This is a genomic window from Stenotrophomonas sp. 59 (assembly GCF_030291095.1).
In the GTDB taxonomy this organism is placed as follows: Bacteria; Pseudomonadota; Gammaproteobacteria; order Xanthomonadales; family Xanthomonadaceae; genus Stenotrophomonas; species Stenotrophomonas maltophilia_Q.
Genome location: NZ_CP127408.1, coordinates 4,354,195 through 4,377,141 on the forward strand (window position 1 = coordinate 4,354,195; position 22,947 = coordinate 4,377,141).

Consider the following 22,947-nt stretch of genomic DNA (forward strand, 5'->3'; position numbering starts at 1 on the left):
GTGTGCGCGGCCCCCAGGAAACAACCATGAACTTCGCTCGCGTGCCCATGCTGTTGGCGCTCACCGTTGCCTCTACACCCGCGCTGGCCGACGACTGCCGGTTCGACGATCGCGCCGAGCTGCTCGCGATGTCGCCGGAGGCGTTCAACCATGGCCCAGGACAGGGCTGGGATGCGCTGGCCGAGCGTGCAGGCTGCCAGCTGGAAATCGCCGGGTTGCTCGCTGCCTATCGCCAGCAGCCGAAAGCGGCTGGGCATGGCGGGCTGGCCTGGCATGAGGCAACGATGCGCGCCGATGCAGGACAGCGCGATCCTGCCATTGCCCTGATGCGCTTGACCTACAAGCCCCAAGGTGCCGATCCGGAGGGATGGAATCACTATGTCGATGCCACCATCGCCTTCCTCGATGATGATCTGCCGGCACTGAAACGGGCACGTGCGCGGCTCGCGAAACTCCCGATGCCCGCAGTCAGCGCGCGTGAGCAGGGCGATGATCGGCGATCCGCATGGCCACCGCGACTGCAGATCGTGGATTCACTGATCCGCTGCATGTACCAACCCTACGCGCTTGCCTCCCAATCCTGCCCGGAAGCCTAGTATCTGCCGGGCATGGCCCGGCGCTACCCGTGCGCCTCAGCCGATCACGCGCTTGAACGGCGGCAGCGCGTCGATGATGCGCTTGCCGTAGCGGCGGGTCAGCAGCCGCGAATCGAGAATGACCACGCGGCCGGTGTCGGTGGAGGTGCGGATCAGGCGGCCGGCGAACTGGGTCAGCGTGCGCAGCGCGTGCGGAATGGCGATCAGGTTGAACGCATTGAGCCCGCGCCCCTCGAACCATTCGCTGAGGGTGGCGGTCTGCGGATCGGTCGGCACCGCGAACGGCACCTGGGTGATCACCACCGTGGTGCAGGCTTCGCCGGGCAGGTCGAGGCCCTCGCCGAACGAGTTCAGGCCGAACAGCACCGAGCCCTCACCCGCCGCGACACGGCGCAGGTGCTCGTCGATCAACCGGGTCTTGGACATCTCGCCCTGCACCAGCACCTGCTTGCGGCGCGCGGCCGACATCAGGCCCGCCACCTTCTCCATCTTCCAGCGCGAGGTGAACAGCACCATCGAGCCCTTGGCCCAGTCCAGTTCGGTGTCCAGGTAACGCGCCACTTCGCGCGGATGGCCTTCGCGGTCGTCCGGGGTAACCGGGAACTTCGGCACGATCAGCTCGGCCTGGTTGGGCAGGTCGAACGGCGACGACAGCGATACCATCTCGGCCTCCTCGGGGATGCCGTTGTCGATCGCCAGCGACTGGAAATCGCCGCCGCCGGTCAGCGTCGCCGAGGTCATCACCACCGAGTCCACTTCATCCCACAGCAGCTTGCGCAGCACGTGCGCGGCCGACACCGGCGAGCCGTGCAGCACCAGGTCGCCGTCGCGGGTGGCGGTGACCCAGCGCGCCATCGGCGGCGCGCCGTCCTTGTCCTCGCGGCGCCACGCCTGCCACAGGTTGTACTGCTGCTCGATCATTTCCAGCGCCATGCCCAGGTTGCGCTGCAGGCGCTCGCGCGCGGCATCGTCCGGCTTGCCCTTGGCCACCTGCGCGGTAGCGGCATGCGCCCAGTTGTAGAGACTGCGGGTATCGTCGGCCAGTGCTTCGATCGGCTCGCGCCAGGCCTCGGGCAGGCGGCCGTTCGCGGCGCGCCACATCGGTTCTTCGTCGGCCGGCGCCGGCATCCACACCCGCTCGATGTGGTCACGGAACGCACGCAGCTGCTTGGCCACGTTGCTGGCCACTTCGATCGCTTCATTCGGCAGCAGGTTGCCAAGGCGATCCTTGTCGACCGCGCGGTAGGCACCGGCGATCAGGATCTGCAGGCGGCCGGTGCGCTTGGCCATTTCATCCAGCGCCAGGCTGGCCGCGCCCTGGTCGATCGCCACGTTGCCGATGTGATGGCCTTCGTCCAGCACCAGCAGCATGTCCGACGGCGGCGCGATCAACGGCTGGCCGTTGTCGCTGTCGCCGATCGACAGTGCCGACAGCAGCAGCGCATGGTTGGTGACCACGATCTGCGCATCGCGCACGGTGTTGCGCGAACGCAGCACGGCGCACTGCGCCGAATACGCACAACGGCGCCCGGCGCAGCCCGAGGCCGGCGTGGTGATGCGGCTGCGCAGGCCGGGGCTGATCGTCTCCGGCGCGTTGTCGATGTCGCCATCCCAGCTGCCGCCGGTGAAGGCATCGGTCAGGCGCTTGGCGATGTCCATCTCGATCGGCGCCAGTGGCCGGTCGAACAGCGGCGCATCATCCTCGAACATGCCGCCCTGCGAGCCCTCGCCCTGCGCCTCGGCGGCATTGCGCGTGCACAGGTAGCGGGTACGGCCCTTGGCCAGCGCCACGGTCGCTTCCAGGCCGGTGGCCTTGAGGAAGTTGGGAATGTCGCGCTCGACCAGCTGCGACTGCAGCGCCACGGTGCCGGTGCTGATCACCAGCTTCTTCTTGCTGGCCAGCGCGATCGGCACGCCCGCGGTCAGGTAGCCCAGGCTCTTGCCGACGCCGGTCGGCGCCTCGACCACGCCGACGCCGCCACTTTTCGACAGCGCGCGCGACACCACGCCGATCATCTGGCTCTGCGAGCGGCGGGTGGAAAAGCCGGGCGTATTGGCCTGCAGCGTCGTATACGCCTTGCGGATCGCGTCCTTCAAGGCGTCATCAAGCGTGCGCGGAGCGGCGACGGTTTCGGTCACGCCGGGAATTACCGTAGCTGGATCAGGCCGGGCATTGTCGCACGGCCGGCCGCATTCACCGCCGCTGGCACCCTGAACGGGCCAGCGACGACGCCCGCTGGCGGTCACGGTCCGATGGCCGGACCGTCCCAGGGGCAGATGCGCCGGGCATGACCCGGCGCGACCGGTCAGGCGGCCGGGAGCGTACGCGTACGCAGCAGGCGCACCAGCGCCCACACCACCAGCACCACGCCGATGGCCTCGACCATCGCCAGCGCGAAATGCAGCACGCCGAGGATGGCGCTCAGGCTCGACACGGCGCTGAAATCACCACTGCGCACCATCCACATCGGCAGGATGCCCGCCGCCATGCCGCCGAGGCTGGCCAGCAGCAACAGCAGCAGGCCGACCAGGGCGCCGGTGCGGGTGGCATCGCGCGGTGCACCGACCACCCAGACCAGGCCCACGCACAACGCGATCAGCACCGGCAGGCGCACGCCCACCATGCTCAGCACCGTGACCAGCAGGGTTGTGCTGTCCATCGATCAGTCCTCGCCGGCCAGCACGGCCGAGCCCTGGCGCAGCGACTGGTAGACCTCGTCGGTCTGCGGGCGCACGCCGTGCCACTGCAGGAAGCTCTCGGCGGCCTGCTCGACCAGCATGCCCAGGCCATCGACGGTGTTGCGGCAATTCGCCGCGCGCGCCCAGGCCAGGAAGGCGATGGCCGCCTCGCCGTAGTTCAGGTCGACGGCAGTGGTCATCGAGTTGACCAGCGACAGCGGCAGCTTGAACTCGACGTCGCGGTCGCGGCCGGCCGAGGTGGCATTGACGATCAGTTCGAAGTCGCCCAGGTCGCGCAGGTCTTCCCAGTAGCGGCTGATCGCGCGGCCTGGCTCACCCATCGCATCGATCAGTTCATCGGCGCGTTCCGGTGTGCGGTTGACCACCACCAGCTCGGTGATGCCGGCATCAAGCAGCGCCGGCGCGACGCTGCGCGCCGAACCACCGGCGCCGATCAGCAGCATGCGGCGGCCCCGCAGGTCCAAGCCATGGCGATCGGTCAGGTCGCGGACCAGGCCGATGCCATCGGTGGTGTCGCCGTGCCAGCGGTCGCCCTTGCGCAGCAGCGTGTTGACCGAGCCGGCGCGGCGCGCCCGTGCGGTCAGCGTGGTGCACACCGAGAAGGCGGTTTCCTTGTGCGGCAGGGTGACGTTGGCGCCGACACCGCCCTCGGCGGCGAAGGCTTCCAGGCCGGCCAGGAACGCATCCGGGGCCAGGTCGATCGCGCGGTAATCCACCGCGATGCCTTCCTGGCGACCGAACGTCGCGTGGATCTGCGGCGACTTCGAGTGGGCAACGGGGTGTCCGAAGACGGCGTAACGGTCGGTCATGGAATCCTCAAGCTGGCTAGACTGATGCTCTTTCGTGCACGGACCCGGATGATGCGCATCACCCCGCCCCTGCTGGTGCTTGCCGCCAGTCTACTCTCTGCCCCCGTGGCGATGGCGTTGAACGAGTACGGCATCGAAGGCATGGGCGTGGTCTCGACCCGTGCCGACGAAGGCCGCGCCACGATCAGCGCCGACGGCCAGCGCATCGTGTTCGCGCGCCGCGGCGAAGCCGGCTGGGGCCTGTGGGAGGCACGCGTGGTCGATGGCCGCTGGCAGCAGGCGCAGGCACTGCCGGTGGGCGTGGCCGGCGAGGCCCGCGATCCCTACTTCAGCCGTGATGGGCGCTGGCTGCTGTTCGCCGCCGGCCGCGAGGGCGCGCTGGCGCTGTACCGGGCCGCAGTGGAAGCCGATGGCCGACTGGGCAAGGCGCAGCCCCTGGCGGGCGACAGTGGTCACCGCGAAGAACGCGGGCCGGCCCTGAGCGCGGACGGCACGCGACTGCTGTTCGCCCGCCAGCAGGGCCGTGGCGCCGGCTGGGACCTGTTCGTGGCAACGCTGGATGCGCAGGGCCTGCGCGGCCCGGCCACTGCACTGACCGCCTTGAACAGCGCCGACGACGAGACCGACGGCGACTGGCTGGGCAACGACGGCGCGGTGGTGTTCAACCGTGGCAGCGGCGCGACCGCGCAGGTGTGGAGCAGCGGCTGTGCGTGGAGTGGCGTGGCCCTGCAGCCATTGGGGCTGTCGTTCAACCAGGCCGGCGGCTGGACCGGCGCACCGGTGATCGACAACGCCAAGCCGGGCGAGATGCTGGTCGCCAGCAGCGCGGCCAAGGCACCGCGTGCCGGTGGCGTGGATGTGTACCGGTTGGCGGTGCCGAAGGTGGCGGCGGTGCCGGGGTGCGTGCCGGGCGCACGCTGACGGCGCCACCGGTAGATCCACGCCATGCGTGGATGGCGCCCGCGAAGGGGTCAGAGCCCTTTCCTGCGGAAAGGGATCCGACCCCGGGCATTGCCCGTCAGCGCGACAACACCTTGGCGCGCTGCTGCTCGTACTCGATCTCGCTGAGCTGGCCATTGTCCTTGCGCTGGTTCAGCGCGGCCAGCTCGGCCTGCACGCTCTCCGGCAGGGCCTGCTCACGGGCCACGTGGCGGGCGGCGGAGAGCTGCTCCGGCGGGCGCTTGCCGGCCCGCCAGGCGGCGATGAAGACACCGACGATGATGGCGCCGAACACCAGCGTACCGATGCCCCAGATCAGCCATTGCATCCATCCCAGTTCGGGTCCCATCGCGTATTCCTCCGTCTATCGTGGCGCTATTGTCAGCGCTCGCGCAGCCATCGCGCCACCTGCGGCGCGAAATAGGTCAGCACGCCATCGGCACCGGCCCGCTTGAAGCCCAGCAGCGACTCCAGCACGCAGGCGCGCTCGTCCAGCCAGCCGTTGGCGAAGGCGGCCTTCATCATCGCGTACTCGCCACTGACCTGGTAGGCGAAGGTCGGCACGCCGAAGGTCTCCTTCACCCGGCGCACCAGGTCCAGGTACGGCATGCCCGGCTTGACCATCACCATGTCGGCGCCCTCTTCCAGGTCCAGCGCGATCTCGCGCAGGGCCTCGTCGCCGTTGGCCGGGTCCATCTGGTAGGTCTTCTTGTCGGCCTTGCCGAGGCTGGCGGCGCTGCCCACCGCATCACGGAACGGACCATAGAACGCCGAAGCGTACTTGGCCGAGTAGGCCATGATGCGCACGTTGATGTGGTTGCCGGCATCCAGCGCGCGGCGGATCGCACCGATGCGGCCGTCCATCATGTCCGACGGCGAGACGATGTCCGCACCGGCCTCGGCATGCGACACCGACTGCTTGACCAGCGCGTCGACGGTGATGTCGTTCAGCACATAGCCCTTGTCATCGATGATGCCGTCCTGGCCATGGGTGGTGTACGGGTCCAGCGCTACGTCGGTCATCACCCCCAGCTCCGGGAAGCGCGACTTCAGTGCGCGGATCGCCCGCTGCGCCAGGCCGTCTTCGGACCACGCCGCCGAGGCATCCAGCGACTTCAGCGACGGGTCGATCACCGGGAACAGGTCGATCACCGGAATGCCCAGCTCCAGCGCCTCTTCGGCCACCTTCAGCAGCTCTTCGATCGACAGCCGCTCCACACCCGGCATCGACGGCACCGCGGTGCGGCCGGCCTGTTCGTGCACGAACACCGGGTAGATCAGGTCGTCGGTGGTCAGCGTGTTCTCGCGCATCAGGCGGCGCGAGAACTCGTCGTGGCGCATGCGGCGCGGGCGGTACAGCGGGTGGGACATGGCAGGCTCCGAGGAGTGGCTATTGCAACAGGTAGCCCTGCGGCAGCAGGGGTTCGGGCAACGGGCGTTCGCCGAGCGCGTCGAGCTGGTCGATCTCGATCGTGCGCACCAGCGCGTCCAGCGGCAGGTCGTTCGGCTCCAGGCCGAACGGGTCTTCCATTTCTTCGCCCAGCTGGTCCAGGCCGAAGAAGGCATAGGCCAGCACCGCCGACAGTACCGGCGTGCCCCAGCCCAGCGAACTGGCCAGGCCGAACGGCAGCAGCACGCAGAACATCCACGCGCAGCGGTGCAGCAGCAGGGTGTAGGCGAACGGCAACGGCGTGGTGAGGATGCGCTCGCAGCCGGCCTGGATCGACGACATCGCGTGCAGGCGCTCTTCAAGCTGGGTATAGAGGATGGGGTCGAGCTGGCCAGCGCGCAGCGCCTGCGCCAGTTCGGCGGCGATCATCGCCAGCAGTGCATCGGGCACGTTCTCGCGCTGGCCCAGCTGTTCGCGCTGGCGCTTGTCCAGCCACGGCAGTGCCGCCAGGGCGACGATGCGGCCACGCAGTCGCGCCGCCAGCGCATGGGCGAACGCAGTGGTGAGGTAGGCGACGCGACGACGACGGCCCGCGTCGTCGGCCAGCAGCAGGTTCACCTGGCGCGCCAGCGAACGCGATTCGTAGACCAGCTGGCCCCACAGCTTGCGGCCTTCCCACCAGCGGTCGTAGCAGGCGCTGTTGCGGAAGCTCAGGAAGATCGACAGCACCAGGCCAAGCAGGGTGAACGGCGTGACCGAAACGCGTTCGATGCCGGTGGGCGGCGCCAGTTCCACCACCGCCGCCACGGCGATGGACAGGATCAGGATGGCCAGCACCTTCGGCGCGATCGCTTTGACGATCGAGCCGCGCAGGATGTACAGCAGTTGCCAGCCGTGGGGACGGGGTCGGATGATCATGGGGCAGCCGCGCGGGGCGCGGATTCACAGGCACGCGGGGGGCTCGCGCAGCCATTCATTGTACGCCCCTGCCCGGCCACCGGCCGTGTGCCTGCGACGCCCGGTCGCACCCGGGACCGGGCTCAGACCACCCCGCCACCCAGGCCAAGGCGCAGGATGCCGACCACCACCACGATGCCGTTCAGCACCAGCCCGGCCCAGGCCCGGCCACGCTTGCTCGGGTGGGTGAACAGGATGCCCAGCGCGGCGATCACCGCGCCGACCGCAGCGAACGGGATCAGGAACCAGTTGCCCCAGCCCAGCAGCGGAATCAGCGCCAGGATCATCCACAACAGCGCCAATACGCCCCACAACAGACTGATCACACCCATGCCGCTCTCCCGCAGTTGGTTCCTGGCCCCACCATAGACGTTCCCGTTGCTGCCGCCTACTGCCATTGGCGGGGCTGTCACCCGACCCGTGCTAGCGTGCTGTCGTGCGTGCCCCGGCCCGGGTGTTGGCGCCGATTCAGAGTGGCCCGCCGATCATCGCAACCAGTCCTGCAGGGGTAGTGCCATGAACATCCGTTGGGCCGCGTTGGCGGCCATGCTGCTGGCCGCCGCCGGCTGTGCCAGCACCTCCAAGGTGATGCTGGGCCGCGCCCGCGCACCGATCGATCCGGCGCTGGTGCAGATCTATTCGACGCCACCAGCCGGCTCCCAGGAAATCGCCCAGCTGGAATCGGCTTCCGCCGTCGGCTTCGGCACCCAGGGCCAGACCGATGCAGCGGTGGCACGCCTGAAGCGTGAAGCCGCGGCGCTCGGCGCCAACGGCGTGGTGCTGATGGGCGTCGGCAGCAGCGGCTCGCCGGTCGGCATGTCGGTCGGCGCCGGCACATTCGGCTCGCATGTGGGTGGTGGCGTCGGCATCGGTATTCCGACCACGCAGAAGCGCGCCGCCGGCGTCGCGATCTGGGTGCCGAACCCGGCACCGCCAGCGCGGTTGCCGACACAGGTGATCACGCCGCAACCGCAGCGCTGACGCAACCGCGCCAATGCTGGTAGCGCCGGGCCATGCCCGGCGGCTCTTCCGCTGCGCTCACCGGGCATGGCCCGGCGCTACCGCTTACTTCTGCTTGTACTTCGGCACGAACACCTTGTTCACCGCGTCGGCCAGCTGGTCCGGCGGCAGCAGGCCCTGGTCCAGCAGGAAGTTGTTGAATGCCAGGCGGTCGAACTTCGCGCCCAGCGCCAGTTCGGTCTGCATGCGCAGTTCCAGGATGCGGGTGTAGCCGTAGAAGTAGCTGCCGGCCTGACCCGGCATGCGCACCATGTAGCGGTCCAGTTCCTGGGTGGCCATCGCCTTGGACAGGCCGACCTGCTCCATCAGCACGCGCTCGCCGTTGGCACGGTCGGTCAGGCCAAGGTTGAGCATCGGGTCGAGCATCGCGCGCGCGGCGCGCAGCAGGCGGAACTGCAGGGCGATCATCTGCCCGTCCAGCGGCTCGTACGGCACCATCTCGGCTTCGGCATACAGCGCCCAGCCTTCCACGTTCACCGAATTGAACGCGAACATGGTGCGCGCCAGCGACACGCCGCGCTCGACCATTGCGGTGAACTGCAGCTCGTGCCCCGGGCGGCCTTCATGCGCGCTCAGCGTCCATGCCGCCGCACCGAAGTTGAAGTCGTCGTACTGCGCGCCCGGGCCGGCGGCCGGGTTGCCCAGCGGCAGCACGAAGGTGCCCTGCTGCCCGGTGTTGTTCACCAGCGGCGCCGGCAGGAAGTGCGGCGCCGGGCTGGCCGCGCTCTCGGCGGCCGAGCCCAGGCGCATCTGCATGGCGCGCTTGGGTACGTCGACGATGGCGTGTTCACGGATCAGCGGATCGATCGCATCGATCACCTTGCGGTAGTGGCCTTCCAGGTGATCGTCGGCGATCTTGTCGGCCTTCAGCGCGCGGATCACCGCCACCGGGTCGCTCGGATCAGCCACCTTCAGGCCCTTGTCCTTCACCACCAGCGGTGCCAGCTGCTGCATGGCCGAGCGGGTTTCCATGAACTCCAGCTGCGCACGCTGCATCAGCAGCTTCGGATCGATGTCGATGCCGACCTGCTTGAGCTGGTAGGCGTACAGCGGCGCTGGCAGGCGTGCGTCGGCACGTGCCTTCGGCAGCACCTCCCTGCGCGTCCAGGCGGCGTAGTCCTTCATCTGCCCGGCCAGGGTCTTCATCGCCTCGTCGGCGCCGGCGATCTGGTACTTCTTCAGCAGCGACTCGATGCCGGTGACGTAGGTCTCGACGTTGTCCAGCGACTGCTGCACTTCGATCTTCGTCGGCTGCAGCAGGCTGCTGTCCTTCAGCCGCTCTTCGTAGCGCTGGCGGGCCAGCGTGGTGAAGGCGGTGCCGCCCGGCTGCAGGCCGGCATAGGCCTTGAGGCGATCGATCGCCTTGGCGCGGCGCTCGGCCGGCACCTGGTCGGACAGCAGCAGGTTGAGGCCGCTGAACACGGTCTGCGGTGCGTCGCTCCACGGCAGCAGGTACTTCTCGTTGAGCTCGCTGCCTTCGATGTTCTGGTTGGCGGCGTGGATCATGATCTCCAGGTCCTGGCGGACGTTGGGATCCTTTTCGGCGGCCAGCTTTGCCTTCAGTTCGTCGCGTGCCTTGGCCATGGCAGCGCGGTAGCGCTTGCCGTTGTCCGGGCCGAGGTCGGCCACCTTGTCGTCATAGCCGGGCACGCCGAAGAAGCCGGTTTCCTCCGGCTGGAACGGGCCCTGCGCATCCAGCAGGATCTGCGCCAGCGCATTGCTGCGGGCGACCCAGGCCGGGCTGGCCGGGGTAGCGGCCTTGGCGGCAGGTGCCGCCAGCGCCGGCGGTGCGGACAGCAGCGGTGCGGCGCTCAGCGCCAGGGCAACGGCCAACGCGATCGGCTTCATGGTGCACTCCAGGACAGGGTTGCCCGCACCCTACGCGCTCACGGCGGTGGCGACAATCGGCGGGAAGTCATGGCGGGCTGGTTGTGCGGCCGGGCTCTGCGGAAACCTGCCGGGCGTAGAGTCGACTGTCAGTCGACTATCGCGCGAAGCGCGGGGTTTTTCGCTATCTGATCGAAGAGCAGTCGACTAACAGTCGACTCTACCCGATCGACCATCGCGCGCAGCGCGGGGTTTTCGCTTCCTGATCGAAGAGCAGTCGACTAACAGTCGACTCTACCCGGTCGCCTCTACCCGGTCGCCTCTACCCGGTCGCCTCTACCCCGTCGACTCTACCCGGTCGACGTCCCGCGGTCGCCTGCCCGTGGAGGTCACAACGCGGCGGTCAGCGGGCATTCGCCACGATCACGGCAGGCCTGCAGTTCGCATTCGTGTGCAGCCTCATCATCATCCAGCGCCGTCAGGTCGAAGGTCTGCTTGTCCTCGCCCAGCACGTACATCACCGGGTAGTCCCACACGTCATCGCGACGGGTACCCTGCACGAACAACCGCCCATGCGCGTGCGGTCCTTCCAGGGCCACGGTCAGGCCGACATCACGCTGGCCGTTGATCGCAGTCTGCATGCTGCCCAGCGGCATCGACTCGATGTTCAGCGGCTCACCGAACGCTCCCACCAGTTCGATACTGCAACCCGCGCGCCGCAGCGCCTCGCGCATCGGCGGGCTCTCGCGTGCCGCCTCGCTCCAGCGCAGCACGCTCCAGGTCACCACACCCCCTGCCCCACCCAGCACCAGCACCACCACCAACGGCATGGCCCAGCGCCAGTGGCGGCACCACCAACCGGCAGATGCCGGGTCATGGGCGGGAATCGGCGGTGGCAGGGTCATCGGCGGGCTCCTTCCCGTGCTGGATCAGGGTTTCAGGCAACGTCCCAGGAATGCTTCGGCCACACGGTAGCGATGCAGCGCATCGGCGCCGGACAGGCCGTGCTTGGCACCCGGGTAGGTCATCAGTTCGAACGGCTGGGCACGCTTCTGCAGCGCGCTCATCAGGCTGGTCGAATTGGTGAACAGCACGTTGTCGTCAGCCATGCCGTGGATCAGCAGCAGCGGCGAACGCAGGCCGTCGATATGGGTCAGCACGCGTGCTTCGCGGTAACCGGCTTCATTGCGTGCCGGCAGATCCATGTAGCGCTCGGTGTAGTGGCTGTCGTACAGGCCCCAATCGGTGACCGGTGCACCGGCCACGCCACAGGCGTAGCTGTCGGACGCCTTGGCCAGCAGCATCAGGGTCATATAGCCGCCATTGGACCAGCCCTGCACGCCGATGCGCGCCGGATCCACCCACGGCTGCTGCTTCAGCCAGGCCACGCCGCGCAGCTGGTCGGTCACTTCCACCGTACCCTGCCTGCCGTACAGCGCGCCGCCGAAATCCCGGCCACGGCGCGGGGTGCCGCGGTTGTCCAGCGAGAACACCACGTAGCCCTGCTGGGCCAGGTACTGGTTGAACAGGTGGTCGCCGCGGCCGGGCCAGCTGTCGGTGACGGTCTGGCTGGCCGGGCCGCCGTAGACATACACCGCCACCGGGTAGCGCTTGGACGGATCGAAGCCGGCCGGCTTGATGATGCTGTAGTTCAGCGGCGTCCTGCCGTCAGCAGCGGTGAGCGTGCCGAACTCGATCGGGCGCTGCGCATCACGGTAACGCGCATACGGATGCTTGGGATCGGCCAGATCGTTCTCGAGCAGGGTGGCGATCTTCTCGCCATTGGCGCGGAACAGTTCGATCTGCGGCGGCGTGCTGCTGTTGGACCAGCTGTCGACGTAGACGCTGGCGTTGCGCGCAAAGCTGGCGCTGTGCATGCCCGGCGCCTTCGACAGGCGCTGCGGCTCGCCGCCCTGCAGCGACACTGCGTAGATCTGGCTTTCGCGCGAGGTTTCGATGCCAGCGCGGAAGTAGGCCTTGCCGGCCTTCTCATCGACCGCCAGCAGTTCGTCCACCGGCCAGTTGCCGTGGGTCAGTGCAGTGGCCTTGCCCTTGCTGTCGATGCGGTACAGGTGCTGGAAACCGGTGCGTTCGGACGACCACAGCACGCTGCCATCGTCGAGGAAGCGCAGGCTGTTGTGCAACGGCACCCAGGTCGGGCTGGTCTCGTGGGCGAGCACGCGCTGGCGGTTGGAGTCGAGCGCCACTTCCACCAGGTCCAGCTGCTTCTGGTCACGCGACTGGCGCTGGAAGCTCAGGTGCTGCGCATCACGCCAGTCCACGCGGGCCAGGTAGATGTCCTGTTCCTTGCCAAGATCGACCCAGCGCGGCTGCGCATCGGCAGCCGGTGCGATCACGCCCAGCTGCACGCGCACGTTGGCGTCGCCGGCGGCCGGGTAACGCTGCTCGATCACGTCGGTGCGGTCGGCATAGACCTCGTAGCGCTTCTGCACCGGTACCGGTGATTCGTCGATGCGGGCAAAGGCGATCGCCGAATCATCCGGCGCCCACCAGTAACCGGTGTGGCGGTCCATTTCCTCGTCGGCGACGAACTCGGCCACGCCATTGCCGATGGTGGTGCTGCCGTCGCGGGTCAGCTGCAGCTGCTTGCCGCTGGCCAGGTCGATCACCCACAGGTTGCGGCCGCGGATGAAGCTGACGAAGCCGCCCTTGGGCGACAGCTTGGCATCGGTGGCGAAACCTTCACCGTGGGTCAGCTGGCGCACCGCCGCCTGGCCCTGCTGCTTGAGGTCGTACAGGTACAGCTCGCCGCCCAGCGGGAACAGCAGGCGCTGCGCGTCCGGCGACCACTGGTAATCGACGATGCCGGTCATCGCGGCGATGCGCTGGCGCTCGCGGCGCGCCTTTTCCTCATCACTGAGGGTCTCGGTGCCGGGCAGCACCACCTTGGAATCGACCAGCAGCCGGGTCTGGCCACTGCCGATGTCGTAGGTCCACAGGTCCAGCTGGTTGCGGTCGCTGTCCTTGCCGCGCAGGAAGCTGACCTGCGATCCGTCCGGCGCCACCTTGGGCTTCATCAGGGTCGGGCCGGACAGCGGCAACGGGCCGGTGATGGCTTCCAGGGTCAGCTTTTCAGCGTGGGCGGCGGTTGTGGTGGCGAGCATGAGGGCGAGCGAAGCGAACAGGTGGCGCATGGAGGATCCCGGCAAACGGCAGGTCCGCCCCCGCGATGGACGCGGAGCGGTCGTCCCCCATCCTAACCAAGCCTGTGCGGGAAGGCAGCATGACCTTCTGCCCATGGCCTGGGCTGGGGTCAGAGCCCTTTGCGCTGCAAAGGGATCCGACCCCGAGGCGGTCAGCGCTGGCCGAACAGGTGCTTGCGCTCCTCGTCGCTGAGCGGCTTGCCGGCGTTCGGATTGACCTGCTGGCGCAGGGCATAGGCACGCTGGGTAGCCGGGCGTGCGGCAATGGCTTCATGCCAGCGCTTGAGGTTCGGGAACGCGGTGAAATCCACCGGCAGCTTGTCGTAGGCGCCGATCCACGGGTAGCTGGCCATGTCAGCGATGGTGTACTCGTCGCCGGCCAGGAACGCGTGCTGGGCCAGGCGCTTTTCCATCACTCCGTGCAGGCGGCGCACTTCGTTGTCGTAGCGCTCGATGGCATACGGGATCTTTTCCGGCGCGTACACGTTGAAGTGGCCCATCTGGCCACTCATCGGGCCCAGGCCGGCCATCTGCCAGAACAGCCACTCCAGGGTGGTGACGCGGCCGCGGGGGTCGCTGGGCAGGAAGCGGCCGGTCTTCTCGGCCAGGTACAGCAGGATCGCGCCGGACTCGAACACACTCTGGGGAGCACCGCCATCGGCCGGGGCATGGTCGACGATGGCCGGCATCTTGTTGTTGGGCGAGATCGCGAGGAATTCCGGCTTGAACTGGTCGCCCGAGCCGATGTTGACCGGGTGGATGCGGTACTCCAGGCCGGCTTCTTCCAGCAGCAGGGTCACTTTGTGGCCGTTCGGGGTGGGCCAGTAATACAGGTCGATCATGGCGGCGGCTCGGGGTGCGGAAAGGAACCTGAAGTCTAGTGCGTGAGTTGGGTTGGCACCGTCATGGCGGGCCGGTAACCTCGCCTCTCCCCCGAAACGCAGCATCCCCCGCATGAGTGCAAACCGCCCGCCGCTCTCCCCGTTGTCCACGCTGATCTTCGCCTCGCGCTGGCTGCAGCTGCCGCTGTACCTGGGCCTGATCGTCGCCCAGTGCGTCTACGTCTTCCTGTTCGGCAAGGAACTGTGGCACCTGATTTCGCATTCGGCCTCGATGGGCGAGCAGCAGATCATGCTGATCGTGCTGGGCCTGATCGACGTGGTGATGATCTCCAACCTGCTGGTGATGGTGATCGTCGGTGGCTACGAAACCTTCGTCTCGCGCCTGCGCCTGGAAGGCCACCCGGACCAGCCGGAATGGCTGAGCCACGTCAACGCGAGCGTGCTGAAGGTGAAGCTGGCGATGGCGATCATCGGCATCTCCTCGATCCACCTGTTGAAGACCTTCATCGCCAGTGGTGCGCTGGGCGGCATCCCGCTGTGCACGCCGGAGCAGATGAGCGTGGCCGCTGCCAACATCGGTGTCGCCCGCTGCTCGATGCTGACCCAGGAAGGCGTGCTGTGGCAGACCATCATCCACTGCGTGTTCATCCTGTCGGCGATCGGCATCGCCTGGACCGACAAGCTGATGTCCAACAGCCACAGCAAGTCGCACGACCACTGATGCGGCAACCGACAGCGGTCCTTCGCCGCTGCCCCGTCCCGGCCACTGCCCCTTGTACGCGGCGGTGGCCGGGATGCTAGATTGCACCCTCGCCGTTGCCGGCGGTGGCGTCGGGAAACGTCACCCTGCCGCGCCCGGACCGCAGGTCCCGGCCATGCATATCAATGATTTACGTCACGTCGTCTTCTAGAGGGGAGCAGGATGTCGCACGTCTCAACGATCACCGCCGCGCGCCGGTGGCTGCCGGTTGCCCTGGCACTGGCACTGGCCGCCTGCTCGGGCAAGGAAGAATCCGCAGCGCCCGCTGCCGCCACGGCGCCTGCCGCTGCTGCACCCGCCGCACCGGTGGTCGCTGCCAAGGTGCAGTCGATGGGCACCGAGCAGCTGCGCGAGTCGGCCAGCCAGGCGCTGCGCGAGAACCGCATGTACGCACCGGCCGGCGACAACGCCATCGAGTACTACCTCGCCCTGCGTGACAAGACCCCGGACGACGCCTCGGTGAAGAGCGCGCTGACCGACCTGCTGCCCTACACCCTGATCGCAGCCGAGCAGCACCTGGGCCGCGAGGACTACGCCGAAGCGCAGCGCCTGGTGGCTCTGATCGAGAAGGTGGATGCCTCCGCGCCGGCCCTGCCGCGCCTGAAGGACGGCCTGGCCAAGGGCGTGCAGAACGCCGCCAAGCGCACCGAAGCGGAAGCCGAGAAAGCCAAGAAGGACGCCGAGGACCGCAGCAAGCAGCAGACCGAGCAGCAGCGCCTGACCGAGCAGCGCGCCAAGGAAGCCGACGCCGCCAAGCAGATTGCCGCGCAGCAGGATGCCGCGCGCCGCGACAACGAGCGCCAGGAAGCCGAACGCCAGGCCGCCGCCCGTCGTGAGGCCGAGCAGAAGCAGCAGCAGGCTGCCGCCCAGCAGGCCAGCGCCGCACGCCAGGCCGCAGCACCCGCAGCGCCCACCCTGCGCCCGGTCAGTACACCTGCGCCGCGCTATCCGGGCGAAGCCCTGCGCTCGGGAACCTCCGGCGAAGTGCTGGTGGAGATCACCGTCGGCACCGACGGCTCGGTGGTGAACGCTCGCGTGCTGCGCGCGACGCCGGGACGCGTGTTTGATCGTGAAGCCCTGAACGCCGTGAAGCGCTGGCGCTTCGAGCCGGTCAGCGCGCCGGTGACCACCCGCCGTACGCTGGTGTTCGCGCCGGGCAACAACTGAGGCACGTCGAGGTAGCGCCGGGCCACGCCCGGCGACAATGGATCAAGGCCCGGCATGTCCGGGCCTTGTCCGTTTCAGGCCGCTCCATCGATCAGGCGTTGCAGGGCCGGATCGTGCGCCATCAGCACCTGGAACAGGCCCAGCGCATGCAGCCCGGGCAGCAGCGCGCGCAGATCCGCTTCGGCCGTGGCCCGGGTGGCGGGATCGCTGGCCGGGTCCTGCCAGTCGCGCACGCTGGCCAGGAACGCACCCACACTGCCCTTGCGCACGGTCACGCCGTTCACGTGCACGTCGTTCTGATGGTCGGGGAGGATGTCGTGTGGCTGCATGGATGAGACTCCGTTGGGATCGGAAGCCAGTGTGGCGCCCCGCAGCCGGCGCATCTGCCGTATAACTGCCAATTGATATGGCAGATCAGACATCCATCGCGTTGATCGATCCCACCCTGGCGGACGCCGGCGGCGGTCCCGCGGTGCTGTCGTCGCAACTGCGCGCAACCGGACGACGCCGCACAGCACGCCACCGGCATGTGCGCGGCCAGCTGCTGGGTGTCCACCACGGCATGCTGCGCATCGAGGCCGGGGATCTGCAGTGGCTGCTTCCGGCTGGGCACGTTGCATGGATACCGCCCTCGCTGCCCCACGCACTGGTGGAGGCAGAGGATTTCGATGGCTGGAGCCTGTACTTCAGTGCTGCGGCCTGCGTGGAACTACCAGCGACACCGCGCATTTTCCAGCCCAGCACGCTGCTGCAGGCCGCGACGGCTCGTGCACTGCGATGGCCCCATCGGGTGCTGGACGCCGCGCAGGAGCGCCTGGCCGGCGTGATCGCCGATGAGATCACCGCCAGCACGCCGCTGCCGCTTGCCCTGCCGCAGCCGCGCGACCGACGCCTGCGCCGGATCGCCGCCGCACTGGCACGCGCCCCGGACGACAACCGCAGCATCGACGACTGGGCCGCCAGCAGCGGTCTGTCCAGCCGCAGCCTCGCCCGCCACTGGCTGACCGAGACCGGCATGACGCTGGGCCAATGGCGGCGACGACTGCGCGTGCTGCTGGCGCTGCCACGCCTGCTGGCCGGCGAGCCGGTGATCGGTGTTGCGCTGTCGATGGGCTATGACACGCCCAGTGCGTTCATCGCTGTGTTCAAGCGCGAGATGGGCGTGACGCCTGCGCGGTATGGGGATGGGTGAGGTGTCCAACGTTCCGGCTGTCTGCACTTGCGACTGGCACCGGTGATTGCCCAGCGTTTCGCCATTTGGCAGGCAACGCAGTCCTGAAATCAACGAGGCCCGGAATGACCGGGCCTCGTTCCGGATCCGCCGGGCATGGCCCGGCGCTACCACCCGCACTTAGCCGGAGATGGCCAGGCGCTCGTTGTGGTAACGGCGCACGGCGGCGAACCACAGCACGGCCGCCAGGCCGAGGCTGGCGCCGAGGTAGATCGCCCACACCGAGGGGGTGATGGTCTCGTGGCGGATCACCTTCAGCAGCATCTGGTTCTGCGACAGGAACGGCACTGCGTACTGCCAAAGCTGGCTCTTCACCGGGTAGGCAATCAGCGCATAGCCCGGCAGCATCGGCAGCAGCATCAGCCAGGTCATGTGGCTCTGCGCTTCCTTCATGCTCTTGGCCGCTGCGGCCAGGAACGTCAGCAGCGAGGTGCCGATCAGCAGCATCGGCAACATCACCAGCAGCATCTGCACCATGGCGACGATGTTCATGTTGAGCTGGCGGCCGATGTTGCCCGGTGCAATCTGCGCGCTCACCTTGAACGCGGCCAGGGTCAACAGCAGCGAGGCAAAGCCGACCATGCAGGCGGCGGCGATCTTGCCGCTGACAATGGCGCTGCGCGATCCCGGCGTGGCCAGCAGCGGCTCCAGCGACTGCCGCTCACGCTCGCCGGCGGTGGTGTCCATCACCAGGTAGGCGCCGCCGAGGAACGAGGTAAGGGTCAGCAGGATCGGCAGCAACGCCGACAGCATCAGGCCACGCTTGGCTTCGGCACTGGCCATGTCCTGGCTGGCCACGTCCAGCGGCCGTGCAACCTGGGCGTCGATGCCACGCGCCATCAGCCGCAGCGCTCCCACCTGCCCGTTGTAGGTGGCCAACGCCGCCTGCAGGCGCGCAGTGGGCACCTCGGCGGCACGCCGCGTGCTGTCGCGGATCACCTCCACCAGCGCCGGCTTGCCATCGGCCCAGTCCTTGCCGAAGTCCGGGCTGATGCGCAGCGCCACGTCGATGTCCTGCGAGCGGATGGCCTCGGCCAGGTCCTTCGGTGCAGCAGCGGCATTCAGGCCCTGGGCCGCCAGGAAACGCACCAGGTTCGGCGCGTGCTCGGCGCCGATGGTGGGAATCTGCAGCGGCTGCTCGATCTGCGTGCGCACGCGGCTTTCGGACAGCTTGCCCATGCCCAGGATCAGCAGCGGGTACAGCAGCGGCCCGAACAGCAGGGTCAGCGCCAGCGTGCGGCGGTCGCGCGACAGGTCACGCAGCTCCTTGCGCATCACCGTCATCAGGGTCGACATCATGCTCATGCGTGCAGGCCCTCTTCGCTGCCGATCAGTTTCACGAACGCATCCTCCAGATTGGTTTCACCGGACTGTGCGCGCAGTTCATCGGCGCTGCCGGCGGCCATCACCGTGCCCTTGGCAATGATCACGATGTGGTCGCACAGCGCCCCCACCTCCTGCATGATGTGGCTGGACAGGATCACGCAGCGGCCCTCTTCGCGCAGCCCCAGCAGGAACCGGCGCAGCGCGCGGGTGGTCATCACGTCCAGGCCGTTGGTGGGTTCGTCGAGGATGACGTTGCGCGGGTCGTGCACCAGCGCACGGGCGATGGCGGTCTTGGTGCGCTGGCCCTGCGAGAAGCCATCGGTCTGGCGATCAAGGATGTCGCCCATGTCCAGTGCATGCGACAGCACCTCGATGCGTTCGCGGATGTGCTGGGCCGAGAGGCCATGCAGTTCGCCGAAGTAGGCGATGTTCTCGCGCGCGGTCAGGCGCTTGTACACGCCACGCGCATCGGGCAGCACCCCCAGGTGGCGGCGTACCTCCACCGGGTTGCGCGCTGCATCGATGCCATCGACGCTGATGCTGCCCTGGTCGGGCGTCATCAGCGTGTACAGCATGCGCATGGTGGTGGTCTTGCCGGCACCGTTGGGGCCCAGCAGGCCGGTGATCTGGCAATCGGCGGCGCGGAAGCCGACGTTGGCCACCGCCTGGATACGGCCGGTGCGGGTATCGAAGGCCTTGTGCAGGTTGTCGGCGACGATCATGGGGCCCATCCGTTGAACGAAGTGAACGCCGGCACGTAGCTCAGCGTATCCAGGCAGCTGGCATCGATCGCCTTGGCATTGGTGGTGTCGATGAACTGGCCGAGCAGGCGCGGCATGCAGCCGGCGTTGAGCGTGCCGTGACCCTGCCCGCGGGCAACCAGCGCTCGGCCGTTGGGCAGGCCCTTGAGCACCTGCTCGGCGTAGCGCGGCGGGGTGACCGGGTCCAGTTCACCGGACAGCAGCAACACGGGCAGATCGCCCTTCAGCGCTGCGGTGCTGGCGGCCGGCGCCGGCTGGTGGGGCCACACCGGGCAGGCGGCGAAGAACGCGCGCGCTGCTTCGGCACCGAACAGCGCGTCATCGCTTTCAGGCGGGGCCTGGAAGCGCGGCGCGTCTTCGCTGCAGATCACCGACCACTGCATGCCGCGGTTGATCTGGAAATCCATGCTGCGGGTGGCGCCACGCACCAGCGAGGCCAGCGGGGCGTAGCGGCCCTGTGCGGCTTCATCCAGCACCAGTGGCAGCAGCGAGGAGTACTCGGGCACGTAGGAGAAGGCGAACGCCAGGCCAACCACGCTGTCCGGCGAAAGCACGTCCTGGCGCGGCGCGTTCGTACCGGGGTCGCGGTAATCGACCGTCACCGGCGTGCGGCGCAGGGTGTCGGCCACGCTGCGCAGCTGTTCACGGGTATCCACCGGGAAGCGCTTGCTGCAGGCGGCATCCTTGCGGCACTGCGCCGACTGCAGGGTGATGGCGTTGTCGAAGGTCCTGGCGAACTCGCCACCCACCACCAGATCGTTGGGCACCACGCCATCGATCACGATGCTGCGGGTGTGCTGCGGGTAGGCCATGGCATAGCGCTGGGCCACGCGGGTGCCATAGGAACCCCCGACCAGATTGATCTTTTCAGCGCCCAGCGCCTGGCGCACGGCGTCCAGATCGGCAATGGCTTCGGTGGTGGTGTAGAAGCGCGGATCGGCACGGCCTTTCAGCGAGGCCAGGCACTGCGTGGCGAAGTCGCGCATCACCGCTTCGGTGGGCGCAGCGTCTTCGTCCAGCTGCAGTTCCTTGCCGTCGGCGCCCAGGCAGCTGAGCGGGTTGGAGCTGCCGGTGCCGCGCTGGTCGATCAGGAACACGTCGCGCTGCTTGCGTACCTGGCGCAGGGCGGTATCGACAACGACGGCCACCTCGCTGGCGGCCTGGCCGGGGCCGCCGGCCAGGAAGAACACCGGATCGGGCTGGCTGCTGCTGCCGTCGCCCGACTCCAGCCAGGCGATGCGCAGGCCGATGCTGCGGCCTTCGGGATGGGCGCGATCCTCCGGCACCTGCAGGGTGGCGCACTGCGCTTCCACATTGGCGCTGGCGCCGACGGTGGACAAGGTGCAGGGCTGGAAGCCGATCGTGCCGAAGCGGCGGCTGGGCGCGTCGGTGCTGCCCTTCGCGTCGGCGGACGGCGGTTGGCTGCAACCGGCAAGCATCAGGCTGGCCAGCATTCCGGCCAGCGCGAGGTGGTGTCTTTGCATCGTGCGTGTTTCCCCTGGAGGACGTTCCTGCCGACCACGACGGGCTGCCGTGGAAGATGTGACCCAACTTACACGGGCAGCGCGTCGGCGGCGATGGGCAGAGGCGGATTCCCGGGCGGGACGGCGCAGGCCAGGCGATCGCGGCCCTCGGCCTTGGCCCGGTACAGCGCCGCATCGGCCGCCGCCAGCAGCGTGGACAGGTCGCCTTGGCCTTCGTCCATCGCCAGACCGATGCTGGCGGTGACCGTCACCGGTCCGGTGGCCAGGCGCGCCGGGCACCGCTGCAGAGCGGCGCGGATCGCTGCGGCCCCTGCCATTGCGTCGTCCTGCGTGCTGCCGGCCATCACCAGCACGAACTCCTCACCGCCGTAACGGCCCAGCAGGGCGTCGTGGCCCGGGGCACAGCGCTGCAGCAACGCAGCGAAATGGCGCAGTACCTGGTCGCCTGCCAGATGGCCCCAGCGGTCATTGATCTGCTTGAAGTGATCGACATCCACCAGCAGCAGCGCCAGCGGCTGCCCTTGTCGACGCAGGCGCTGCAGACGCGCCTGGCCATCGGTCAGCACGGCACGGCGGTTGAGCAGGCCGGTCAGACCGTCGGTGCGCGCCGCATGCCGCAGATCGACCAGCATCCGCTCGACCAGCAGCAGCACCATCGCGAAGCAGCGCGCCAGTTCCAGCATCACTCCGGCGATGTAGGTGGCGAACATCGGCGAACCGGTGCGCATGATGTCCTCGCCGGCATCCGGGGCCACCGGCAGGAACAAACGCACGGCATACAGCGCGGCTTCGGCCAGGAACACCGCCGCGGCCAAACGGCAACTGGTGCGTTGCTGGGCCGGGGCATGGCGCAGCAGCAGCCATGCGATCCAGCCATCGACAACCAGCGCAAACACGCTGAACACCTGCAGGCGCACGCCCAGGCTCGGCCACAGCACCAGGAAGGCAAAGATGCAGGCCATGAACGCGGCCGCCATCAACAACGGCCGCCACAGCGGCAATGGCTGCTCCAGGTGCAGCGCCACGCCGCGCAGCATCATCAGCGCGCACCCGGCCATCGCTGCATTGCCGGCCAGTACGGCCGGCACCAGTGGCAGATAGGGACGCAGCGCCAGCAGGGTCACGCCCAGGGTCAGCAGCCACAGGCTGGCGGTCCACTGGCGCAGCACGGGTTGCCCGCGCAGCACGACCAGCAGCAGCGAGAACCCCACGGCAATGCCGATGCAGAGCAGGAAGCCAAGCACGGTGATGGTGCGGAAATCCAGGGACATGCAGCGCTCGTCGGCCGGGGCGGCGCGCGCATCTTAGCGCCTTGCAGCGTGATTCCTGCGGCGTTCTTCGGCTCGAGGGTGATGCCGGGTCTGAAAACGGCGAGCAGGGCCACCGGCGCATGCGCAGAATCCGCAGAAGCCCAAGGAGACGCCCATGCACGCGTGGTACCTCGGTGGCATCGACCACCGCCCCTTCCTGCCCCTGTTCGAGATGAGTGACAACGCGCTCGCTGCACTGGGAATCCAGCGTCGCTGGGCGGGCGATTCGGGAGGCCACCCCTGCCGGATCAGCCTGAGCGATCCTCCCTGCGGCAGCGAACTGCTCCTGCTGTCCCATGTACACCTGCCGTTGCACTCGCCCTATCGCGCCTCCGGTCCGATCTTCGTGCAGCGCGGCGTGACCCGTTGCGTACTGCCCGCCGGGGAAGTGCCACCTTATGTGCAGCGCCGCATGATCTCGCTGCGCGCCTACGACCGCGCAGCGTTGATGCGTAGTGCGCAGGTCTGCGCCGGCACCGAGGTCGCCACGCAGCTGGACACGATCTTCGCCGATCCAGCGGTGGCCTTCGTCCAGCTGCACAACGCGGCACACGGCTGTTTCTCATGCCAGGCAGATCGGGTTGGCATCAACGCCACGTAGCGCCACCTCCACGACGTGATCTGCGGCACGCCGATCACGTGACCACTGGCGCATCCGTTCAGC

General features: G+C 68.3%; 23 protein-coding genes. 7 read left to right on the forward strand and 16 right to left on the reverse strand.

Features of this window, described 5'->3' with window-relative positions:
- Positions 1–2 precede the first annotated feature (2 nt).
- Positions 3–596 carry a hypothetical protein gene (locus QP552_RS19910; RefSeq protein ID WP_286074492.1) on the forward strand — a complete coding sequence of 198 codons (594 nt, stop codon included), beginning with the start codon at positions 3–5 and terminating at the stop codon, positions 594–596.
- Between the two features lie 36 nt (positions 597–632).
- Here QP552_RS19910 and dinG read toward each other — a convergent pair whose 3' ends face one another.
- The 3 genes from dinG to aroE form a co-directional block, all read right to left on the reverse strand.
- Positions 633–2,735 (reverse strand): ATP-dependent DNA helicase DinG, encoded by a 2,103-nt coding sequence (dinG, locus tag QP552_RS19915; protein ID WP_233653579.1) that lies wholly within the window; start codon positions 2,733–2,735, stop codon positions 633–635.
- Positions 2,736–2,902: 167 nt separating this feature from the next.
- The gene (locus QP552_RS19920; protein ID WP_106550679.1) at positions 2,903–3,256 is read right to left on the reverse strand and encodes a hypothetical protein; all 354 of its coding nucleotides are present in this window, start codon (positions 3,254–3,256) and stop codon (positions 2,903–2,905) included.
- A 3-nt stretch (positions 3,257–3,259) separates the two neighbouring features.
- Positions 3,260–4,105: a shikimate dehydrogenase gene (aroE, locus tag QP552_RS19925; RefSeq protein WP_106550678.1), complete on the reverse strand. Its 846-nt coding sequence runs from the start codon at positions 4,103–4,105 to the stop codon at positions 3,260–3,262.
- A gap of 48 nt (positions 4,106–4,153) precedes the next feature.
- Here aroE and QP552_RS19930 point away from each other — a divergent pair, with 48 nt between their 5' ends.
- Entirely contained in the window at positions 4,154–5,026 is an 873-nt protein-coding gene (locus tag QP552_RS19930; protein WP_111113101.1) for a PD40 domain-containing protein, read from the forward strand.
- A gap of 97 nt (positions 5,027–5,123) precedes the next feature.
- On the opposite strand, the gene QP552_RS19935 is transcribed toward QP552_RS19930, so the two are convergent.
- From QP552_RS19935 to QP552_RS19950, 4 genes are all read right to left on the reverse strand, one after another.
- Entirely contained in the window at positions 5,124–5,393 is a 270-nt protein-coding gene (locus QP552_RS19935; protein WP_111113102.1) for an SHOCT domain-containing protein, read from the reverse strand.
- 32 nt (positions 5,394–5,425) lie between these two features.
- Positions 5,426–6,415: a porphobilinogen synthase gene (gene hemB, locus QP552_RS19940; protein ID WP_049428566.1), complete on the reverse strand. Its 990-nt coding sequence runs from the start codon at positions 6,413–6,415 to the stop codon at positions 5,426–5,428.
- Between the two features lie 19 nt (positions 6,416–6,434).
- A complete protein-coding gene (locus QP552_RS19945; RefSeq protein WP_049428569.1) occupies positions 6,435–7,352 on the reverse strand; it encodes a bestrophin family ion channel in 918 nt (305 codons plus the stop codon).
- Between the two features lie 122 nt (positions 7,353–7,474).
- On the reverse strand, positions 7,475–7,723 hold the full coding sequence (locus tag QP552_RS19950) for a hypothetical protein (RefSeq protein ID WP_005411548.1): 249 nt from the start codon (positions 7,721–7,723) through the stop codon (positions 7,475–7,477).
- 184 nt (positions 7,724–7,907) lie between these two features.
- Here QP552_RS19950 and QP552_RS19955 point away from each other — a divergent pair, with 184 nt between their 5' ends.
- Entirely contained in the window at positions 7,908–8,372 is a 465-nt protein-coding gene (locus tag QP552_RS19955) for a hypothetical protein (protein WP_106550675.1), read from the forward strand.
- Between the two features lie 84 nt (positions 8,373–8,456).
- Here the strand turns inward: QP552_RS19955 and QP552_RS19960 are convergent, their stop codons facing one another.
- From QP552_RS19960 to QP552_RS19975, 4 genes are all read right to left on the reverse strand, one after another.
- Entirely contained in the window at positions 8,457–10,259 is a 1,803-nt protein-coding gene (locus tag QP552_RS19960; protein WP_286074498.1) for a DUF885 domain-containing protein, read from the reverse strand.
- A gap of 368 nt (positions 10,260–10,627) precedes the next feature.
- Entirely contained in the window at positions 10,628–11,143 is a 516-nt protein-coding gene (locus QP552_RS19965) for a cytochrome c oxidase assembly factor Coa1 family protein (RefSeq protein WP_111202353.1), read from the reverse strand.
- A 24-nt stretch (positions 11,144–11,167) separates the two neighbouring features.
- Positions 11,168–13,393: a S9 family peptidase gene (locus QP552_RS19970; RefSeq protein WP_106550672.1), complete on the reverse strand. Its 2,226-nt coding sequence runs from the start codon at positions 13,391–13,393 to the stop codon at positions 11,168–11,170.
- A 161-nt stretch (positions 13,394–13,554) separates the two neighbouring features.
- On the reverse strand, positions 13,555–14,244 hold the full coding sequence (locus QP552_RS19975; RefSeq protein WP_111113181.1) for a glutathione binding-like protein: 690 nt from the start codon (positions 14,242–14,244) through the stop codon (positions 13,555–13,557).
- A 112-nt stretch (positions 14,245–14,356) separates the two neighbouring features.
- Here QP552_RS19975 and QP552_RS19980 point away from each other — a divergent pair, with 112 nt between their 5' ends.
- On the forward strand, positions 14,357–14,965 hold the full coding sequence (locus QP552_RS19980) for a TIGR00645 family protein (protein WP_180838685.1): 609 nt from the start codon (positions 14,357–14,359) through the stop codon (positions 14,963–14,965).
- A gap of 201 nt (positions 14,966–15,166) precedes the next feature.
- Positions 15,167–16,171, forward strand: a complete 1,005-nt coding sequence (locus tag QP552_RS19985; RefSeq protein WP_286074499.1) for an energy transducer TonB — start codon at positions 15,167–15,169, stop codon at positions 16,169–16,171.
- 74 nt (positions 16,172–16,245) lie between these two features.
- Here the strand turns inward: QP552_RS19985 and QP552_RS19990 are convergent, their stop codons facing one another.
- Entirely contained in the window at positions 16,246–16,500 is a 255-nt protein-coding gene (locus QP552_RS19990) for a hypothetical protein (RefSeq protein ID WP_286074500.1), read from the reverse strand.
- 77 nt (positions 16,501–16,577) lie between these two features.
- Here QP552_RS19990 and QP552_RS19995 point away from each other — a divergent pair, with 77 nt between their 5' ends.
- Positions 16,578–17,363, forward strand: coding sequence for a helix-turn-helix transcriptional regulator (locus QP552_RS19995; RefSeq protein WP_286074501.1), 786 nt, complete (start codon positions 16,578–16,580; stop codon positions 17,361–17,363).
- Positions 17,364–17,522: 159 nt separating this feature from the next.
- Here the strand turns inward: QP552_RS19995 and QP552_RS20000 are convergent, their stop codons facing one another.
- From QP552_RS20000 to QP552_RS20015, 4 genes are all read right to left on the reverse strand, one after another.
- A complete protein-coding gene (locus tag QP552_RS20000; protein ID WP_111113176.1) occupies positions 17,523–18,707 on the reverse strand; it encodes an ABC transporter permease in 1,185 nt (394 codons plus the stop codon).
- Positions 18,704–19,450, reverse strand: a complete 747-nt coding sequence (locus QP552_RS20005) for an ATP-binding cassette domain-containing protein (protein WP_286074502.1) — start codon at positions 19,448–19,450, stop codon at positions 18,704–18,706. Before QP552_RS20005 ends, QP552_RS20000 begins: the two co-directional genes overlap by 4 nt.
- Positions 19,447–20,973 (reverse strand): alpha/beta fold hydrolase, encoded by a 1,527-nt coding sequence (locus tag QP552_RS20010; RefSeq protein ID WP_197632951.1) that lies wholly within the window; start codon positions 20,971–20,973, stop codon positions 19,447–19,449. Before QP552_RS20010 ends, QP552_RS20005 begins: the two co-directional genes overlap by 4 nt.
- Positions 20,974–21,041: 68 nt before the next feature.
- Positions 21,042–22,244, reverse strand: coding sequence for a GGDEF domain-containing protein (locus QP552_RS20015; protein WP_286074503.1), 1,203 nt, complete (start codon positions 22,242–22,244; stop codon positions 21,042–21,044).
- Positions 22,245–22,398: 154 nt separating this feature from the next.
- On the opposite strand from QP552_RS20015, the gene QP552_RS20020 reads away from it, so the two are divergent.
- The gene (locus tag QP552_RS20020) at positions 22,399–22,884 is read left to right on the forward strand and encodes a DUF1203 domain-containing protein (RefSeq protein ID WP_106550663.1); all 486 of its coding nucleotides are present in this window, start codon (positions 22,399–22,401) and stop codon (positions 22,882–22,884) included.
- Positions 22,885–22,947 lie beyond the last annotated feature (63 nt).

What these genes read in the sequence shown, in the direction of transcription:
- QP552_RS19920 (WP_106550679.1), bottom strand. Translation starts at nt 3,256, where the DNA reads ATGGACAGCACAACCCTGCTGGTCACGGTGCTGAGCATGGTGGGCGTG.
- aroE (WP_106550678.1), bottom strand. Translation starts at nt 4,105, where the DNA reads ATGACCGACCGTTACGCCGTCTTCGGACACCCCGTTGCCCACTCGAAG.
- QP552_RS19930 (WP_111113101.1), top strand. Translation starts at nt 4,154, where the DNA reads ATGATGCGCATCACCCCGCCCCTGCTGGTGCTTGCCGCCAGTCTACTC.
- QP552_RS19935 (WP_111113102.1), bottom strand. Translation starts at nt 5,393, where the DNA reads ATGGGACCCGAACTGGGATGGATGCAATGGCTGATCTGGGGCATCGGT.
- hemB (WP_049428566.1), bottom strand. Translation starts at nt 6,415, where the DNA reads ATGTCCCACCCGCTGTACCGCCCGCGCCGCATGCGCCACGACGAGTTC.
- QP552_RS19945 (WP_049428569.1), bottom strand. Translation starts at nt 7,352, where the DNA reads ATGATCATCCGACCCCGTCCCCACGGCTGGCAACTGCTGTACATCCTG.
- QP552_RS19950 (WP_005411548.1), bottom strand. Translation starts at nt 7,723, where the DNA reads ATGGGTGTGATCAGTCTGTTGTGGGGCGTATTGGCGCTGTTGTGGATG.
- QP552_RS19955 (WP_106550675.1), top strand. Translation starts at nt 7,908, where the DNA reads ATGAACATCCGTTGGGCCGCGTTGGCGGCCATGCTGCTGGCCGCCGCC.
- QP552_RS19960 (WP_286074498.1), bottom strand. Translation starts at nt 10,259, where the DNA reads ATGAAGCCGATCGCGTTGGCCGTTGCCCTGGCGCTGAGCGCCGCACCG.
- QP552_RS19965 (WP_111202353.1), bottom strand. Translation starts at nt 11,143, where the DNA reads ATGACCCTGCCACCGCCGATTCCCGCCCATGACCCGGCATCTGCCGGT.
- QP552_RS19970 (WP_106550672.1), bottom strand. Translation starts at nt 13,393, where the DNA reads ATGCGCCACCTGTTCGCTTCGCTCGCCCTCATGCTCGCCACCACAACC.
- QP552_RS19975 (WP_111113181.1), bottom strand. Translation starts at nt 14,244, where the DNA reads ATGATCGACCTGTATTACTGGCCCACCCCGAACGGCCACAAAGTGACC.
- QP552_RS19980 (WP_180838685.1), top strand. Translation starts at nt 14,357, where the DNA reads ATGAGTGCAAACCGCCCGCCGCTCTCCCCGTTGTCCACGCTGATCTTC.
- QP552_RS19985 (WP_286074499.1), top strand. Translation starts at nt 15,167, where the DNA reads ATGTCGCACGTCTCAACGATCACCGCCGCGCGCCGGTGGCTGCCGGTT.
- QP552_RS19990 (WP_286074500.1), bottom strand. Translation starts at nt 16,500, where the DNA reads ATGCAGCCACACGACATCCTCCCCGACCATCAGAACGACGTGCACGTG.
- QP552_RS19995 (WP_286074501.1), top strand. Translation starts at nt 16,578, where the DNA reads ATGGCAGATCAGACATCCATCGCGTTGATCGATCCCACCCTGGCGGAC.
- QP552_RS20000 (WP_111113176.1), bottom strand. Translation starts at nt 18,707, where the DNA reads ATGAGCATGATGTCGACCCTGATGACGGTGATGCGCAAGGAGCTGCGT.
- QP552_RS20005 (WP_286074502.1), bottom strand. Translation starts at nt 19,450, where the DNA reads ATGATCGTCGCCGACAACCTGCACAAGGCCTTCGATACCCGCACCGGC.
- QP552_RS20010 (WP_197632951.1), bottom strand. Translation starts at nt 20,973, where the DNA reads ATGCAAAGACACCACCTCGCGCTGGCCGGAATGCTGGCCAGCCTGATG.
- QP552_RS20015 (WP_286074503.1), bottom strand. Translation starts at nt 22,244, where the DNA reads ATGTCCCTGGATTTCCGCACCATCACCGTGCTTGGCTTCCTGCTCTGC.
- QP552_RS20020 (WP_106550663.1), top strand. Translation starts at nt 22,399, where the DNA reads ATGCACGCGTGGTACCTCGGTGGCATCGACCACCGCCCCTTCCTGCCC.